Below are 15323 nucleotides of genomic sequence, written 5' to 3' on the forward strand. Positions count from 1 at the left end.
CTTGCCCTTTGTCCGCCAGCCACTAATGGCGGGAAGCACCTATGGGAAGCGTCCACAACGATCCGATCAGCCGCCACTGGCTGCGCTGGCTATTGCTGTTCTGGGCGGTCGCCGCCTTCATGCTGATCGCGTGGAAATGGAGCGCGATCCACTGGTTCGCGCTGGGCGATACCGACGATAATCTGCGCATGGCCGAAGTCCGCGCCTGGCTCAAAGGGCAAGGCTGGTACGACCTCAGACAATATAAGCTCGATCCGCCGGGCGGCGCGAACATCCATTGGTCACGCCTTGTCGACCTGCCGATCGCGGGGCTGATATTGGCGATCAAGCCGTTTTTCGGCGGGGTTCTGGCCGAAAAATGGGCGGTGGCGATCGCCCCGCTGCTGGCCCTGGGCACGGCGATGGTGGGGCTGACGCTGGCGGTGCGCCGGCTGGTTGCGCCTGCCGCCTATCCGCTGGCCATCCTGATATTGGGATGCGCGGCGCAGGCGCTGGGGATGGTGGACGCCGCTCCGGATCGACCATCATGGCTGGCAACTGGCGTTCCTGATCCTTGGCGTCGCAGGGATCGCCGATCCGAAGCCGGCGCGCGGCGGGCGACTTTGGGCATCGCGACCAGCCTGTCGCTGATCATCGGGCTGGAACTGTTCCCCTATCTGGCGCTGGCCGCCGGGATCACCGGCCTGCGCTGGGTGGCGGATGGCAACGAGGCGCAGCGGATGCGGGCCTATGGCGCGACGCTGGCGGCGGGCTGCACCATCGGCTTCCTGCTGTTTGCATCCTATGCCAATCGTGGCCCGGTGTGCGACGCGCTGTCGCCGGTATGGCTGTCGGCGGCGCTGGGCGGCGGCGCATTGCTCGTCGGCCTGTCGTTCGTGAAGGCGCGGGGCTGGCCGGCGCGGCTGGCGCTGGCGATCGTCGCAGCGGCGCTGATCGGCGGATGTTTCGCGCTGGCCTGGCCGCATTGCCTGTCGCGCCCCGAAGGCGTGTCGCCCGAACTGGATCAATTGTGGCTGAGCCATGTGCGCGAGGCGCGGCCCATCTACACCCATGGCTGGCGGGTGGCGGTGCCGATCGCGGCGCTGCCGGTGGTCGGCCTGATCGGCAGCATCTGGGCGCTATGGCGTGCGCGCGGGACGGCGGCGTTCATGCCATGGCTGGGCACCACGCTGATGGTGCTGACCGCCTGCCTCTTGCTGCTGTGGCAGTTGCGCGCGGCGGCGGCGTCGCAATTGCTGGCGGTGCCGGGTGCGGTGGCGATCGGCTGGGCTGGACTGGGCTGGATCAAGCAGCATTCATCCGCGATCGTGCGGATCGCCGGCCCGATCATCCTGCTGGTTGTCGTGTCGGGCGCAATCGGGCGGATCGTGGTGGATGCGATTCCGGCAAAACCGGTGACCACCTATCGCAAGGTGATCAACACCGCGAACAGCCGTTGCCCGACCTTGCCGGCGCTGGCGCCGATCGCCCGGCTGGCCCCGGCGACGATCCTGACCTTCGTCGATTTTGGCCCGCGCCTGATCGCGGTGACGCCGCACAAGGCGCTGGCCGGCCCCTATCATCGCAACGGGCAGGCGATCCTCGACGTGCAGCACGCGTTTCGCGGAACGGCGGACAATGCACGCGCGATCATCCAGCGGCATGGCGTGTCGCTGGTGCTGATCTGCCCGGGCATGTCGGAATCGACGATCTATGCGTCGGAAGCCAAGACGGGCTTTTACGTGCAGCTGCGCAACGGCCGCGCGCCCGACTGGCTGGAGCCGGTGACCTTGCCCAAGGGATCGCCGTTCAAGCTGTGGCGGGTGAAGGGGTAAGGGTGTCGGGCCGTTGGTTGGCGGCGATAGCGCCTGTTCGATGACCGGAATGGTCCTTGCTGGAGTAGAAGCGGACTGTCAGGACGCGCCGGGATTGCGGGCGTCCTTCTCCCCTCCCTGAAAGGGCGGGGAGGACGAAAGGCTGACGTCCGCATCCCCCGACAAACTCGTCGTCCAGACCGTTCGGTGCTGCGCCTAAACCGAGCCGAACGCGCCCTGAATGCCGTTGATCACGAACTGCGCGGCCAGCGCCGCCAGGATCACGCCCAATAGCCGTGTCACCACCGCTTCGACATTATGGCCCACCAGCCGCATCAGCGGCCCGGCAGCGAGAAGGGCCGCGAGCGTGAGCGCCAGAATCGCGGCCATCGCGCCGAGCACGACCGCGCCTTCGGCCCAGCCGTCGCTTTTGCCGATGGCCAGCATGACGCTGGCGATCGATCCCGGCCCGGCGATCATCGGGATCGCCATCGGGAAGATCGAGACATCCTCGACATGATCCTGGCGGACCTTTTCGGCGCGGTCCTCGCGGCGCTGGGTGCGCTTTTCGAACACCATTTCCAGCGCGATCAGGAACAGCATGATCCCGCCGGCGATGCGGAAGGCATCAAGGCTGACACCCAGTGCGCGCAGGAAATCTTCGCCGAACAGGGCAAAGACCAGCAAGATGCAGGCGGCGACCGCAACCGCCCGGATCGCCATCGCCCGGCGCTGCGCCGCGCCCGCACCCGATGTGAGGCTGGCGAAGATCGGCGCGCAGCCGGGGGGATCGATCACCACGAAGAAGGTGACGAAGGCCGAGACGAACAGTTCGATCATGGCTGCGTCATCCCCCCGGGAGCGGTTTCGAGCCGGATGGCATCATCCGGCGATTCGGAAATCGCGGCGTATTTAGCAACGCGGCAATCGGAAAATTATCAAAGCCCCGCGGGTGGGGCGAGGCCGGCGCGGCGGTGGGCGGCGACCACCGTGTTACGCAACAGCACCGCGATCGTCATCGGCCCGACGCCGCCGGGAACCGGGGTGATGGCGGAGGCGACTTCTGCGGCGCTGGCATAATCGACATCGCCGACCAGCTTGGTCTTGCCGGCTTCCGATCCGGCAACGCGGTTGATGCCCACGTCGATCACCACCGCGCCGGCCTTCAGCCAATCGCCCTTCACCATTTCCGGCCGGCCGACGGCGGCGACGACGATATCGGCGCGGCGGACGACGGCGGGCAGATCGCGGGTGCGCGAATGGGCGATGGTGACGGTGCAGCTTTCGCCCAGCAGCAATTGCGCCATCGGCTTGCCGACGATGTTCGACCGGCCGATGACCACCGCTTCGAGGCCGGAAAGATCGCCGATCCTGTCCTTCAGCAGCATCAGGCAGCCGAGCGGTGTGCAGGGCACGAAGCCGGGCTGGCCGACGGCGAGGCGGCCGGCATTGGCGATGTGGAAGCCATCGACATCCTTGTCCGGGTCGATCGCGGCGATCACCGTCTGTTCGTCGAGCTGCTTGGGCAGCGGCAACTGCACGAGGATGCCGTCGACCGCATCGTCGCGGTTGAGCTGGTCGATGATGGCGAGCAATTCGGCCTGCGTGGCATCAGCCGGCAATTTATGTTCGAAACTGGCCATGCCGGCTTCGACCGTGGCCTTGCCCTTGGAGCGGACATAGACGCTGCTGGCCGGATCTTCGCCCACCAGCACCACGGCCAAACCGGGCACCCGGCCGGTGGCGGCGGTGAAGGCGGGCACCGTCGCCGCCAGCCGTTCGCGCAACCCGCCTGCAAAGGCCTTGCCGTCGATCCGATCCGCGCTCATCCCGCTTGTTCCAGTTCTAAAAGTTTCGTCGCCAGGGCCGCGGGATCACCCGTCAGCCAAAATCTCTTTTCGCGCGCGGTCGCGCCATGGGCCAGCACGACAGCGCCGCGCGGCAGCCCCAGCCGCTTGGCCAAAAGCGCGCGGACGGCATCGTTCGCAGCCCCGTCCGTGGGCGCCGCCGCCACCTTGACGGCGAGATAGCATCGCCCGGCGGCATCGCGCCAGAGGCCGGCGACGCAATCGCGCCCGGCACGCGGGGTGACCCGGACAGCGACCTGAACGCCGCCGTCGGCCGCGCTCCAGAAGGCCGAATCAGCCGCCGTAGAACGCCTGCATCGCCATGCCGGCGAGCAGCTTCTGGATGATGACAAGGCCGAGGATCAGCACCATCGGCGAAAAATCCAGCCCGCCCAGATCGGGCATGAAACGCCGGATCGGCCGCAGCAGCGGTTCGGTGACGCGGGTCAGCGTTTCCATCAGCCGACGGACAAATTCGTTATAGGTGTTGACCACGTTGAACGCGACCAGCAGCGATAGCACCATCTGGACGATGAAGATCGCGACCAGAATATTGATCAGAAGATCGATGACGCTCAACAGCGCCCCTACGAGATACATCAGGTAGCATCCTAACCCGCTGGTGGACCCCCCGATTAGCCGCCGGGGGCGCGGCGGGCAACATATGGGATGTCAGCCGGCCCTGACGAGGGTGCCGGCGCCGCGCTTGGTGAAAATTTCCAGCAGCATGGCGTGGGGCACGCGGCCGTCGAGGATGACGGCGGCATCGACCCCGCCTTCGACCGCATGAACGCAGGTTTCCAGCTTGGGGATCATGCCGCCCGAAATCGTGCCGTCGTGGCGCAGCGTTTCGATCCGGGCCGGCGACAGATCGGACATCAGCTTTTTCTGCTTGTCGAGCACGCCGGGCACGTCGGTCAGCAGGAACAGGCGGGCCGCCCCCGTGGCGATCGCGATCGCGCCAGCCATGGTATCGGCGTTGATATTATAGGTTTCGCCATCCGCGCCCACGCCGATCGGGGCGACAACCGGGATCATGCCCGCCTTGGAAATGGTGTCGAGCAGGCGGGTATCGACGTCGGACGGTTCGCCGACGAAGCCGAGATCGACGACGCTTTCGATGTTGCTGTCGGGATCGCGCGTGGTGCGGTGGACCTTTTCAGCGGTGACGAGCCGGCCGTCCTTGCCCGAAATGCCGACGGCGCGGCCGCCCGCGCGGCCGATCCACGACACGATTTCCTTGTTGATCGAACCCGACAGGACCATTTCGGCCACCCGCGCGGTTTGCGCATCGGTGACGCGCAGGCCATCGACGAAGCGCGTTTCGACGTTCAGGGTTTTCAGCATCGCGCCGATCTGCGGGCCGCCGCCATGCACGACGATCGGGTTGATGCCGACCGCCTTCATCAAGACGACATCCTCGGCGAAATCGCGCGCGGCCTCCGGATCGCCCATGGCGTGGCCGCCATATTTCACGACGAAGGTCTCGCCGGCATAACGCTGCATATAAGGCAGCGCTTCGACGAGGGTTTCGGCCTTGAGCAGCAAAGCGGGGTCGATGGCGTGATCGGTCATGGGCGGCCCCATAGCGGCGTTGGGCGCGTGCGTCGAGCGGCTCGCCGTTGCGCGGCGGGCGCGGGCATGACAGAGCGGGCAAATGCTATCTGATCGCGTTCTTTTTATCGATGCCGAAGCCTTGGTGGTCGACAAGCCCGCCGGACTGCCGGTGACCGAGGTCCGCGATGGATCGCTGAGCGTGGAGAATCACCTCGATTCGCTGCGCTTCGGGTTTCAGCGGCGGCCGGCGATCGTTCACCGGCTGGACCGGGATACGTCGGGCTGCCTGCTGCTGGCGCGCAATCCCAAGGCGCAGAAGCGGTATAATGCCGCATTCGAAACCGGGCAGGTGCAGAAAACCTACTGGGCGGTGGTAAGCCCCGTGCCGGCGGACGACAGCGGGACGATCGACATGCCGCTGCTGAAGGTATCCACCCGCGAAGCCGGCTGGCGGATGATCGTCGATCCGCGCGGCAAGGCATCGCGCACGCACTGGCGCAAGCTGGCCGAAGCGGACGGACGCGCGCTGATCGAATTTTCGCCGGAAACCGGGCGGACCCACCAGATCCGCGTCCATGCGGCGACCGGGCTGGGCGCGCCGATCGTGGGCGATCCGATCTATGGCACAGGCAGCCAGGAAAAGGGCGGGCAGCCGATGCTGCTCCATGCCCGGACGTTGACCGTGCCGCGCGAAGGCAAGCCGCCGATCGTGGCCAAGGCCGACGCGCCAGCCAGTTTCGGGGTGTTCGCAGCCCATGCCGACGCCGCCTGACAGCTGGCCGATCCCCGAGGATGCGCTGGAGGAAAAGTTCCTCGCGGCGACGGGACCGGGCGGGCAGAATGTGAACAAGGTGGCGACGGCGGTGCAGATCCGGCTGGATGTGTTCGCACTCGGCCTTGCCCCCGATGTCTATCAGCGGCTGAAGCTGCTGGCCGGCAGCCGGTTTACCGCCGACGGCGAAATCGTGCTGGTCGCCCGCACCCACCGCACGCGCGAGGCGAACCGCGCCGACGCGCGCCAGCGGCTGGGCGAAATGCTGGCCAAGGCGCATGTCCGCCCGATCCGCCGGGTGAAGACGAAGCCCGGCAAGGCCGCCAAGGCGCGCCGGCTTGACGGCAAGGCGGCGCGTTCCGACATCAAGCGCGGGCGCGGCAAGGTTTCGTTCGACTGAAGGAGCGATCATGTACCAGTTCGCCATCGCCGATGGACAGGATAAGCCGGCCTTGTACCGCGAGATCGCCGGGGCGCTGGATGCGCTGACGGCGGGCGAGGCCGATGGAATTGCCAACATGGCCAATGCGGCGGCGTTGTTGTGGAAATATCTGCCCGACCTCAACTGGGCCGGTTTCTACCGCGCGAAGGGCGATGAACTGGTGCTCGGGCCGTTTCAGGGCAAGGCGGCGTGCATCCGCATCCCGTTCGGCAAGGGCGTGTGCGGCACCGCGGCTGAAACCGGCACGGCGCAGTGCGTGGCCGATGTCCACGCCTTCCCCGGCCATATCGCCTGCGATTCGGCATCGGCGTCCGAACTGGTGGTGCCGGTGGTGCGCGATGGCCGGGTGATCGCGGTGATCGACCTCGACAGCCCGACGCCGGGCCGGTTCGACGCCGACGACGAAGCCGGGGTTGCCCGGCTCGCCGCGTTGCTGGCGGATCGGATCGGCGAATAAGCCTGCCGTTCAGCTCAGCCGGTCAAGCGCCTCGTCGCTGAGCGATCCGGGGATGATCATCACCGGGCAGGGCAGCTTGCCCGCATCCGGCCCGGCAAAGTGGGCGACGAGCGGGCCGGGCGCGCCGGCGGCGGCGGCACCCAGCACCAAGGCGGCCGTTTCCGGGCGTTCGGCCAGCATTTCGCGGACGACCGCCACCGGTTCGCCGCGGCGCACGGTGATCGACGGGCGCAGGCCGGTTTCTTCGATCAGTTCACCGGCGGCCTGGGCGACCAGCGCTTCGGCACGCAGGCGCGCTTCTTCGTCCATTGCCGCCTGAACCCCGCCCCACTGGACAAATTCGGGCGGCGGAATGAGCGCGACGATTTCCACCGCACCCCCGGTCTTGGCCGCGCGGCGTGCGGCAAAGCGCAGCGCCACGCGCGATTCATCATTGTCGTCGATCACCACCAGATAGGTGCGCATCGCCCATTCTCCCCTGTTGGCGGCAGAGATGCGAGATAAGCGCCGCGTGCGCAAGCGCGACGGGAGTGCCCGACGCCCTTGACCGGCAGAACGGCTTGGCCGACAGACGGGCGCAAGACCTGTCTGCCACGCACATGAGGCCCGCCACATGCCGATCGAGCTTAAGATGCCCGCCCTTTCGCCGACCATGGAGGAGGGGACATTGGCAAAATGGCTGGTGAAGGAAGGCGATACCGTAAAGTCCGGCGATCTGCTGGCCGAAATCGAAACCGACAAGGCGACGATGGAGTTCGAAGCGATCGACGATGGCGTGATCGCCCGGATCGTGGTGGCCGAAGGCACCGACGGGGTGAAGGTGGGCGAAGTGATCGCGCTGATCGCCGGCGAAGGCGAAGATGCGTCGGCCGTGCCGGCCACACCCAAGGCTGAAAAGGCCGCTGCGGCGGCGTCCGCACCGAAGGCTGAACCCGAGGTTGCGGCGAAGGCGGCCGTGCCGGCGGCACCCGCTGCGCCTGTCGCATCGGGCGATCGGGTGAAGGCGACGCCGCTTGCGCGCCGGCTGGCCGAGGCACAGGGCGTGGATCTCGCCAGCATCAGCGGGTCCGGCCCGAACGGCCGTATCGTCAAGGCCGATCTTGCGACCGCGAAGCCCGGTGCAGCGGCCCCGGCCGCTGCCGCGCCCGCCGTGAAGGCGGCCGCGCCGGCTGCTGCGCCCGAAGGCATTCCTTCGGAGGTGATCAAGCTTTCGAACATGCGCAAGACGATCGCCAAGCGCCTCACCGAATCCAAGCAGACGGTGCCGCATTATTATCTGACGATCGACTGCAACCTCGACGCGCTCTTGAAGCTGCGCGGGGACCTCAACGCCGGTCTGGAAGGGCGCGGCATCAAGCTTTCGGTGAACGATCTGCTGGTGAAGGCGCTGGGCGTGGCACTGGCGGAAGTGCCAGATGCCAATGTCCAGTTCGCGGGCGATACCCTGATCAAGTTCCACCGCTCCGACATTTCGATGGCGGTGGCGATCCCCGGAGGCCTCATCACGCCCGTGATCACCGATGTCGTCAACAAGCCGCTGTCGCGGATCGCGGCGGAAGCCAAGGATTTGGCAGCCCGCGCGCGCGACGGAAAGCTGGCGCCCGAAGAATATCAGGGCGGCACCGCGTCGATTTCCAACCTCGGCATGTACGGGATCAAGCAGTTCGATGCGGTGATCAATCCGCCGCAGGGCATGATCCTGGCGGTCGGCGCGGGTGAAAAGCGGCCTTATGTCGTGAATGACGCGCTGGCGGTTGCCACCGTCATCACCGCGACCGGCAGCTTCGACCACCGCGCCATCGATGGCGCGGTCGGCGCCGAACTGATGGCGGCGTTCAAGCGGCTGGTGGAAAAGCCGCTGGGGATGCTGGCCTAAGTGGTGGGTGACCTTCCTTCTAGCCCCTCTCCCCTTGCGGGAGAGGGGTTGGGGAGAGGGGAGCGGGCGTCCGTCAGGACGGGCGCGCTTGGCAATGCCAGGCATATGCGGTCGGAACCGACCGAGGCCGAGCGCCACTTATGGCAACTGCTGCGCGCCAAGCGCCTGTCGGGATGGAAGTTTCGTCGTCAGCAGCCGATCGGTCGCTACATCGTCGACTTTTATTGTTCGTCGGCGAGGCTGATCGTCGAGGCCGATGGCAGCCAGCATCTCGACAGCGTTTATGATGCCGAACGTGACGCATGGCTGGTGGCACAAGGGCTGACGACCCTGCGTTTCTGGAACAACGACATTCTCAACAATCCCGAGGGCGTCCTCGCCGGCATTCTTGCCGCTCTGGAGGCGTCCCGCCCGGCATCGCGCCGGACCGGACGCACCCCTCTCCCCAACCCCTCTCCCGCAAGGGGAGAGGGGCTCGAACGGAGCACTCATGGCTGACACCTACGACCTCATCGTCCTCGGCTCGGGCCCCGGCGGCTATGTCGCGGCGATCCGCGCGAGCCAGCTTGGCCTGAAGGTGGCGATCGTCGAGCGCGAGAATCTGGGCGGGATCTGCCTCAACTGGGGCTGCATCCCGACCAAGGCGCTGCTGCGCACGTCGGAAATCTACCATTATATGACCCATGCCGACGCCTATGGGCTGACGGTGGACAAGCCGGGCTTCGATCTGGCCAAGGTGGTGAAACGCTCGCGCGGAGTGGCTGGCCAGCTCAACGCCGGCGTCAAGGGCCTGATGAAGAAGAACAAGATCACCGTTGTCGAAGGCAATGGCACGATCACCGCCAAGGGCAAGCTGACCGTCGAAAAGGACGGCAAGACGACCGAGTTGGTGGCCAAGGATATCATCATCGCCACGGGTGCCAGGGCGCGCGACCTGCCGTTCGCCAAGGCCGATGGCATCCGCATCTGGACCTATCGCCACGCAATGGTGCCGGCCGAAATGCCGACCAAGCTGCTGGTGATCGGATCGGGCGCGATCGGGGTGGAGTTCGCCAGCTTCTATTCGGACATGGGCGCGGAAGTGACCATCGTCGAAATGCTGCCGCGCATTCTGCCCGTCGAGGACGAAGAAGTGTCGGCGTTCATGGAAAAGGCGCTGACCAAGCAGGGCATGACGATCCTGACCGGCGCTGGCGTCGAAAAGCTTGAAGCGGGCGCGAAAGGCGTGACGGCCGCGATCAAGACCAAGGACGGCAAGGTCGTCACCGGCGAGTATAGCCATGCGATCGTCGCGGTCGGCATCGTCCCCAATACCGAGAATATCGGGCTGGAGGCGCTGGGCGTGAAGACGACCAAGGGCCATATCGATACCGATCCGATGGGCCGCACCAATGTTGCCGGCCTGTGGGCGATCGGCGATGTCACAGCCCCGCCCTGGCTGGCGCACAAGGCGAGCCACGAAGGCGTGATCGCGGCCGAAGCGATCGCCGGCAAGCACCCGCACGCGATGGACAAGCGCAACATCCCCGGCTGCACCTATTCGCGCCCGCAGGTGGCTTCCGTCGGCCTGACCGAAGCGAAAGCCCGCGAAGAGGGGTATGAGCTGAAGGTCGGCAAATTCCCGTTCATCGGCAACGGCAAGGCGATCGCGTTGGGCGAGGCCGAAGGCTTCATCAAGACGGTGTTCGACGCGAAAACCGGCGAATTGCTGGGCGCGCACATGGTGGGCGCCGAAGTGACCGAACTGATCGAGGGCTATACGGTCGCCAAGCAGCTGGAGACCACCGAAGCCGAACTGATGGACACGGTGTTCCCGCACCCGACCCTGAGCGAAATGATGCACGAAAGCGTGCTTTCCGCTTATGGCCGGGCGCTGCATTTCTAGGCGCTGGGCGCAAGCAGGGTGATGGCGGGACGGTGATGGCCGGATTCGACGCCGCCCTGCTCCACGCGCTGGCCGCCGAGCCCGGATCGCCGGTGGCGCATGTCGCGCTGGCCGTCACGCGATTCGGCGACGCGGAGCCGCGCATCTTCATCATTGCCGCGCTGGCCGGGCTGATTGGCTGGAAGCGCGGCTGGCGCGCCGCCCTGCTGTTCGCGGGGATCGTCGCAGGTGGGGCGCTGCTGATCGCGACGCTCAAGGCGGTGATCGGCCGGCCCCGGCCCGATCTGCTGCCGCATCAGGATCAGGTGACGTCGGCGAGCATGCCGAGCGGCCACGCGGCCAATAATCTGATCGTCTGGCTGGCGGCGGCGCGCTTGTGGGCGCCATCCTGGGGGCTGGCCGGACTGGCGGTGCTGCTGGCGATCGTGATCGGGGTGACGCGGGTGATGCTGGGCGTCCACTGGCCGAGCGATGTGATCGCGGGCTGGGCGATCGGCCTGGGCTGGGTCGCGGGGTGCCTGATGCTCGCGCGGCGGGGTCGGTTGCGGGCGTAGCCGGGGCGGGTTACGCTTCGGCCACGCCAAGGGGGGGACTTATGAAACAGGGGCTTACCGCGCTCGCCGCATTGCTGCTTGCGACCGTCGCCGCGCCGGCTGCGGCCGGAACCGTCGTCGTCACCGCTGCCCATATGCTCGACGTGAAGACCGGCAAGCTGGTCGACGAACCGGTGGTGGTGATCGTCGACGGGCGCATCCAGTCGGTCGTGACGCGGGGTGGCGCGCGGCCGGTGATCCCCGACGGCGCCAGGCGGGTCGATCTGGGGGCGATGACGATCCTGCCGGGGCTGATCGACATGCATGTCCACCTCGATTCGAACCCGGTCTATGGCGGCTATACCGGCCTCCAGTTCACCGACAGCTTCTGGACGGTGCAGGGCGTGGCCAATGCCAAAGCGATGCTGGACGCGGGTTTCACCACCGTGCGCAACGTGGGATCGGCCAATTATTCCGATGTCGGCATGAAGCAGGCGATCGACGCCGGGCTGGTGATCGGCCCGCGGATCGTGCCCGCCGCGCACGCGCTGGGCGCGACCGGCGGCCATTGCGACGAAACCTATCTGCCGCCGTCCTTCCACGCCAAGGGTGAAGCGGTGGGCGATTCGGTCGACGAACTGCGCCAGCGGGTGCGCGAACAGCGCAAATATGGCGCGGAGGTGATCAAGGTCTGCGCCACCGGCGGCGTCTTTTCGCGCAACACCGAACCCGGCCAGCAGCAACTGAGCGAAGCCGAACTGAAGGGCATCGCCGACGAAGCCCATATGTGGGGCCTGAAGGTGGCGGCGCATGCGCATGGTGTTACGGGAATCAAGGCGGCGATCCGCGCGGGCATCGACACGATCGAACATGCCAGCCTGATCGACGATGAAGGGATCAGGCTGGCGAAGGAACGTGGCGCCTATCTGGCGATGGACATTTTCAACACCGATTACACCCAGGCCGAAGGCGCCAAGAACGGGGTGATGGAAGATAATCTGCGCAAGGATCGCGAGGTTGCCGACATCCAGCGCGAGAATTTCCGCAAGGCCCATGCCGCCGGGGTGAAGCTGGTGTTCGCCACCGATGCCGGGGTGATGCCGCACGGCACGGCGGCCGGCCAGCTGGCGGTGATGGTGCGCTATGGCATGACGCCGACCCAGGCGATCCAGGCCGCGACGGTGACGGCAGCGGCGGCGCTGGGCCGCGACGCCACGGTGGGTTCGATCGCGCCGGGCCGCTATGGCGACATCATCGCGGTGGCCGGCGATCCGACCCGCGACGTCCGCCTGCTCGAATCCGTGCCGTTCGTGATGAAGGGCGGCGATGTGGTGAAGACAGCGAACTGACGCCATTTTCTGCACGAAAATCGCCGTTGGGGAGGGATTCATTAATCGTCAGCTGTCACCGTTTTCTGCGCTGATCGGACGGAATATCATTTGACCAAGCTGTTGATCCCGGATGCCGCAGATGCCCTGCGTCGCAACAATTTCGATGCAATCCGGCTGGCGATGGCGCTGCTGGTCATCTGGTCGCATTGTTTCGCGATCTATTATGGCAGCGAGGCCAACGAACCGATCTCGCTGTTGCTGGGCGGGCATTACAATGCCGGCAAGGTCGGCGTCTGGGTGTTCTTCATCATCAGCGGGTTTCTGATCACGCACAGCTATGTGCGGTCGCCGGATATCCGGACCTATCTGAAGCGCCGCGTTCAGCGCATCCATCCGGGCTTTGTGGTGGCCACTTCGATCTGCGCGTTCCTCGTCGTGCCCTTGTTTTCGACGCAGGGCTTTGCGCTGCTCAGCGCCGGGGAAGTGGCGCGGACGATCGGCTGGAACCTGTTGCTGCAGGGTTATATGCCGCCTTCGGATGCCTTTGCCGGCAACCCGGTCCACGCGGTCAATGGCGCGTTGTGGAGCATATCGTTCGAATTCTGGTGCTATCTGGCGGTCGCGGCTTTCGGGGTTGCCAGGCTGATCAACCGGCGTGTCGCGCTGGTGGTGGTGCTCGGCCTGATCATGGCGGTGCGCATATGGCTCGACCTGACTGGCCGGAAACCGGGTGGCGGCATCATCGGCGACATCATCGGCTGGCCCTATCTGTGGTTTTCGGTCGCGCCCTGTTTCCTCACCGGGATGCTGGTCTATCTTTATCGCGATCGGCTGCCGCGCAGCCGGGCGCTGCTGGTGACATCGCTGGCCGCGCTGGTCGCTGTGGCGCACCTGCCGCTGCCCCCTGTCGCATCGAAAATTCTGTGCGATATCCTGTTCCCGACAGTGACGGCCTATGCCGTGTTCCACCTGGCATTCAGCGACCGCATTCGCCTGCACCATGCCGCGCGGTACGGCGATTTTTCCTATGGCACCTACCTGTATGGTTTTCCGATCCAGCAGATGGTGATGGCGGGCTTTGGCGCGGTGCTACCCTTCTTCCTTTATGTGCCGGTGACGATGGCGTTATCGCTGCTTGCCGGCGCGCTCAGCTGGCATCTGGTGGAACAATGGTTCCTGCCGCGATCGCGTCGGACGCGCGAGGCACCCGTGGCGACAGTGGCGCTGCCGGACGTGGCGCTGGATCGGCCCGCCCGGCTGCAGGTGCCCTGACCCAACGGTTCAGGAGCCGGGGCGCCCCAGCACCGAAACCACGGCAGTGGCGAGGCGGCGCGCGGCTTCCTGCTGGCCCGCCGCGTTCAGGTGGCAGCGGTCGGCCTGGCGATATGACATGCCGAGCGAATCCATATCGACATCGAGATGCACGTCGGGCGTGATCGCGGCAAAGGACGCCCGGGCGCGATCCAGCATCGGGCTGCGCACGGGGCGGTAGGTACAAATCGAATTGGCGGTGACAATCCACGGTGCGGGCGGGAAGCGGCTGTGGAGGGCGCGCAGTTCGTCGGCATAGCGGGTCGCGGTCATGTTCGATCCGGTATCCGCCTCGCCCTGCATCCAGATATAGACCGAAGGCGCAAGGCCGGCGCGACGGGCCTGCGCCAGACGATCGAGCAGCGCGCGGGCAAAGGGCGAATCGGCCGGCGTCCATTGAAGGATCGAACTACCGCTGACGGCGCCGGCGATCATCACGACCGGCCGATCAAGGGCTGTGCTTGCCAGCAGGGCGAGCGGCGGCCCCACCGATCCGCCTTTGCCCGTCGCTCCGGGCATCGGATCACCGAGCGGATAGCAATGACCGCCGTGGAAGATGTAGGTCGACGTCAGCCCCCCGCCACGCCCGGCCGCGGGATAGACAAAGGCGCCGCTGTTGGCGGCCAGCGATTGGCCGAACAGCACGACAACGGCGGCGTTCGCAGGGCAGGGCAGGGCGCTGTGCCCTGCGTCGGGCGTATGGGATTGCGTCGCGCCATATTGCACGCGCCCTTCGTTGCGCCCGGATGCCATCCAGCCCGCGGCGACCAGCAATACCGCGCCGGCAAGCATGATCATGGCAAATGAGCGCGGCGGGGAAGGCTTCATGGCGGTCGATGTGGTAGCGCGTGGCGGCCGCGCATGCACCCCCGTTGACCCGTCCCGACTCTCTCTCTATAGCGCGCCCCTGCTCGTTCGCCGGGTTTCCGTCGGGCGGGCTAGCTTGAACATTGCTGATGCACGCAATGGCCTGGGGGGCCGAATCGGCCGCCGGGGCTTTTGCGCATTCCGGGAACGTCTTCCTTCTTGGGGGCGATCCGGGGCAATTCGGGCATCGGTAAAGTAACCGCCGGTCATTCCGGCAACAAAAGGTGAAGGGCTTCATGCCGACGATCAATCAGCTGATCCGCAAGGGTCGCGAGCCTCAGAAGGCAAAATCCAAGGTTCCTGCGATGGAGCAGAACCCGCAGAAGCGCGGCGTTTGCACCCGCGTCTACACGACCACCCCGAAGAAGCCGAACTCGGCGCTTCGCAAGGTCGCCAAGATTCGCCTGACCAACCAGCGCGAAGTCATCAGCTACATCCCCGGCGAGGGCCATAACCTGCAGGAGCACTCGGTTGTGCTCATTCGCGGCGGCCGTGTGCGCGATCTTCCCGGTGTGCGCTACCACGTGCTGCGCGGCGTTCTCGATACGCAGGGCGTGAAGGACCGCAAGCAGAGCCGTTCGAAGTACGGCGCCAAGCGTCCTAAGTAAGCCGGTTTGATCTGCCCGGTGCGGCCCGTTTCGTGGCCCCGGGT

General features: G+C 66.3%; 18 protein-coding genes. 11 read left to right on the forward strand and 7 right to left on the reverse strand.

Annotated features, from left to right (window positions below):
- Nucleotides 1-41 precede the first annotated feature (41 nt).
- On the forward strand, nucleotides 42-1814 hold the full coding sequence (locus KC8_RS15155; protein ID WP_010125640.1) for a hypothetical protein: 1773 nt from the start codon (nucleotides 42-44) through the stop codon (nucleotides 1812-1814).
- Nucleotides 1815-2009: 195 nt separating this feature from the next.
- On the opposite strand, the gene KC8_RS15160 is transcribed toward KC8_RS15155, so the two are convergent.
- From KC8_RS15160 to argB, 5 genes are all read right to left on the reverse strand, one after another.
- Nucleotides 2010-2633, reverse strand: a complete 624-nt coding sequence (locus KC8_RS15160; protein WP_010125641.1) for a MarC family protein — start codon at nucleotides 2631-2633, stop codon at nucleotides 2010-2012.
- 98 nt (nucleotides 2634-2731) lie between these two features.
- Nucleotides 2732-3622 carry a bifunctional methylenetetrahydrofolate dehydrogenase/methenyltetrahydrofolate cyclohydrolase FolD gene (folD, locus tag KC8_RS15165; protein WP_010125642.1) on the reverse strand — a complete coding sequence of 297 codons (891 nt, stop codon included), beginning with the start codon at nucleotides 3620-3622 and terminating at the stop codon, nucleotides 2732-2734.
- On the reverse strand, nucleotides 3619-3993 hold the full coding sequence (locus tag KC8_RS15170) for a DUF167 domain-containing protein (protein WP_083831241.1): 375 nt from the start codon (nucleotides 3991-3993) through the stop codon (nucleotides 3619-3621). The genes folD and KC8_RS15170 overlap by 4 nt, the downstream gene beginning before the upstream one ends.
- Complete coding sequence (locus tag KC8_RS15175) at nucleotides 3935-4240, reverse strand: YggT family protein (RefSeq protein WP_010125645.1); 306 nt, start codon at nucleotides 4238-4240, stop codon at nucleotides 3935-3937. The genes KC8_RS15170 and KC8_RS15175 overlap by 59 nt, the downstream gene beginning before the upstream one ends.
- Before the next feature lie 72 nt (nucleotides 4241-4312).
- Nucleotides 4313-5215 (reverse strand): acetylglutamate kinase, encoded by a 903-nt coding sequence (gene argB / locus KC8_RS15180; protein WP_010125646.1) that lies wholly within the window; start codon nucleotides 5213-5215, stop codon nucleotides 4313-4315.
- A gap of 82 nt (nucleotides 5216-5297) precedes the next feature.
- On the opposite strand from argB, the gene KC8_RS15185 reads away from it, so the two are divergent.
- Genes KC8_RS15185 through KC8_RS15195 form a run of 3 tightly spaced genes read left to right on the forward strand, consistent with a single transcriptional unit; the run spans nucleotide 5298 to nucleotide 6868 of the window.
- Complete coding sequence (locus KC8_RS15185; RefSeq protein ID WP_010125647.1) at nucleotides 5298-5969, forward strand: RluA family pseudouridine synthase; 672 nt, start codon at nucleotides 5298-5300, stop codon at nucleotides 5967-5969.
- Nucleotides 5953-6369: an alternative ribosome rescue aminoacyl-tRNA hydrolase ArfB gene (arfB, locus tag KC8_RS15190; protein WP_010125648.1), complete on the forward strand. Its 417-nt coding sequence runs from the start codon at nucleotides 5953-5955 to the stop codon at nucleotides 6367-6369. Before KC8_RS15185 ends, arfB begins: the two co-directional genes overlap by 17 nt.
- A gap of 10 nt (nucleotides 6370-6379) precedes the next feature.
- Nucleotides 6380-6868: a GAF domain-containing protein gene (locus KC8_RS15195; RefSeq protein WP_010125649.1), complete on the forward strand. Its 489-nt coding sequence runs from the start codon at nucleotides 6380-6382 to the stop codon at nucleotides 6866-6868.
- Between the two features lie 9 nt (nucleotides 6869-6877).
- Here KC8_RS15195 and KC8_RS15200 read toward each other — a convergent pair whose 3' ends face one another.
- Complete coding sequence (locus KC8_RS15200) at nucleotides 6878-7333, reverse strand: universal stress protein (protein WP_010125650.1); 456 nt, start codon at nucleotides 7331-7333, stop codon at nucleotides 6878-6880.
- A 148-nt stretch (nucleotides 7334-7481) separates the two neighbouring features.
- On the opposite strand from KC8_RS15200, the gene KC8_RS15205 reads away from it, so the two are divergent.
- The 6 genes from KC8_RS15205 to KC8_RS15230 all read left to right on the forward strand — a co-directional run bounded on the left by KC8_RS15205 (nucleotide 7482) and on the right by KC8_RS15230 (nucleotide 13765).
- Complete coding sequence (locus KC8_RS15205) at nucleotides 7482-8744, forward strand: pyruvate dehydrogenase complex dihydrolipoamide acetyltransferase (protein ID WP_086495602.1); 1263 nt, start codon at nucleotides 7482-7484, stop codon at nucleotides 8742-8744.
- Nucleotides 8745-8849: 105 nt separating this feature from the next.
- A complete protein-coding gene (locus tag KC8_RS15210) occupies nucleotides 8850-9242 on the forward strand; it encodes an endonuclease domain-containing protein (protein WP_037496874.1) in 393 nt (130 codons plus the stop codon).
- A complete protein-coding gene (gene lpdA, locus KC8_RS15215) occupies nucleotides 9235-10629 on the forward strand; it encodes a dihydrolipoyl dehydrogenase (protein ID WP_010127214.1) in 1395 nt (464 codons plus the stop codon). Before KC8_RS15210 ends, lpdA begins: the two co-directional genes overlap by 8 nt.
- A gap of 35 nt (nucleotides 10630-10664) precedes the next feature.
- A complete protein-coding gene (locus KC8_RS15220) occupies nucleotides 10665-11183 on the forward strand; it encodes a phosphatase PAP2 family protein (RefSeq protein WP_010127213.1) in 519 nt (172 codons plus the stop codon).
- Nucleotides 11184-11224: 41 nt separating this feature from the next.
- Nucleotides 11225-12511, forward strand: coding sequence for a Xaa-Pro dipeptidase (locus KC8_RS15225; protein WP_010127212.1), 1287 nt, complete (start codon nucleotides 11225-11227; stop codon nucleotides 12509-12511).
- A gap of 90 nt (nucleotides 12512-12601) precedes the next feature.
- The gene (locus KC8_RS15230) at nucleotides 12602-13765 is read left to right on the forward strand and encodes an acyltransferase family protein (RefSeq protein ID WP_010127211.1); all 1164 of its coding nucleotides are present in this window, start codon (nucleotides 12602-12604) and stop codon (nucleotides 13763-13765) included.
- Between the two features lie 9 nt (nucleotides 13766-13774).
- Here KC8_RS15230 and KC8_RS15235 read toward each other — a convergent pair whose 3' ends face one another.
- A complete protein-coding gene (locus KC8_RS15235; protein ID WP_029624774.1) occupies nucleotides 13775-14602 on the reverse strand; it encodes a sialate O-acetylesterase in 828 nt (275 codons plus the stop codon).
- 305 nt (nucleotides 14603-14907) lie between these two features.
- Here KC8_RS15235 and rpsL point away from each other — a divergent pair, with 305 nt between their 5' ends.
- Nucleotides 14908-15279 carry a 30S ribosomal protein S12 gene (rpsL, locus tag KC8_RS15240; protein WP_010127208.1) on the forward strand — a complete coding sequence of 124 codons (372 nt, stop codon included), beginning with the start codon at nucleotides 14908-14910 and terminating at the stop codon, nucleotides 15277-15279.
- Nucleotides 15280-15323: the final 44 nt, after the last annotated feature.

It is taken from the genome of Sphingomonas sp. KC8 (genome assembly GCF_002151445.1).
Classification (GTDB): Bacteria; Pseudomonadota; Alphaproteobacteria; order Sphingomonadales; family Sphingomonadaceae; genus Sphingomonas_E.

What these genes read in the sequence shown, in the direction of transcription:
- KC8_RS15155 (WP_010125640.1), top strand. Translation starts at nt 42, where the DNA reads ATGGGAAGCGTCCACAACGATCCGATCAGCCGCCACTGGCTGCGCTGG.
- KC8_RS15160 (WP_010125641.1), bottom strand. Translation starts at nt 2,633, where the DNA reads ATGATCGAACTGTTCGTCTCGGCCTTCGTCACCTTCTTCGTGGTGATC.
- folD (WP_010125642.1), bottom strand. Translation starts at nt 3,622, where the DNA reads ATGAGCGCGGATCGGATCGACGGCAAGGCCTTTGCAGGCGGGTTGCGC.
- KC8_RS15175 (WP_010125645.1), bottom strand. Translation starts at nt 4,240, where the DNA reads ATGTATCTCGTAGGGGCGCTGTTGAGCGTCATCGATCTTCTGATCAAT.
- argB (WP_010125646.1), bottom strand. Translation starts at nt 5,215, where the DNA reads ATGACCGATCACGCCATCGACCCCGCTTTGCTGCTCAAGGCCGAAACC.
- KC8_RS15185 (WP_010125647.1), top strand. Translation starts at nt 5,298, where the DNA reads ATGCTATCTGATCGCGTTCTTTTTATCGATGCCGAAGCCTTGGTGGTC.
- arfB (WP_010125648.1), top strand. Translation starts at nt 5,953, where the DNA reads ATGCCGACGCCGCCTGACAGCTGGCCGATCCCCGAGGATGCGCTGGAG.
- KC8_RS15195 (WP_010125649.1), top strand. Translation starts at nt 6,380, where the DNA reads ATGTACCAGTTCGCCATCGCCGATGGACAGGATAAGCCGGCCTTGTAC.
- KC8_RS15200 (WP_010125650.1), bottom strand. Translation starts at nt 7,333, where the DNA reads ATGCGCACCTATCTGGTGGTGATCGACGACAATGATGAATCGCGCGTG.
- KC8_RS15205 (WP_086495602.1), top strand. Translation starts at nt 7,482, where the DNA reads ATGCCGATCGAGCTTAAGATGCCCGCCCTTTCGCCGACCATGGAGGAG.
- KC8_RS15210 (WP_037496874.1), top strand. Translation starts at nt 8,850, where the DNA reads ATGCGGTCGGAACCGACCGAGGCCGAGCGCCACTTATGGCAACTGCTG.
- lpdA (WP_010127214.1), top strand. Translation starts at nt 9,235, where the DNA reads ATGGCTGACACCTACGACCTCATCGTCCTCGGCTCGGGCCCCGGCGGC.
- KC8_RS15220 (WP_010127213.1), top strand. Translation starts at nt 10,665, where the DNA reads ATGGCCGGATTCGACGCCGCCCTGCTCCACGCGCTGGCCGCCGAGCCC.
- KC8_RS15225 (WP_010127212.1), top strand. Translation starts at nt 11,225, where the DNA reads ATGAAACAGGGGCTTACCGCGCTCGCCGCATTGCTGCTTGCGACCGTC.
- KC8_RS15235 (WP_029624774.1), bottom strand. Translation starts at nt 14,602, where the DNA reads ATGATCATGCTTGCCGGCGCGGTATTGCTGGTCGCCGCGGGCTGGATG.
- rpsL (WP_010127208.1), top strand. Translation starts at nt 14,908, where the DNA reads ATGCCGACGATCAATCAGCTGATCCGCAAGGGTCGCGAGCCTCAGAAG.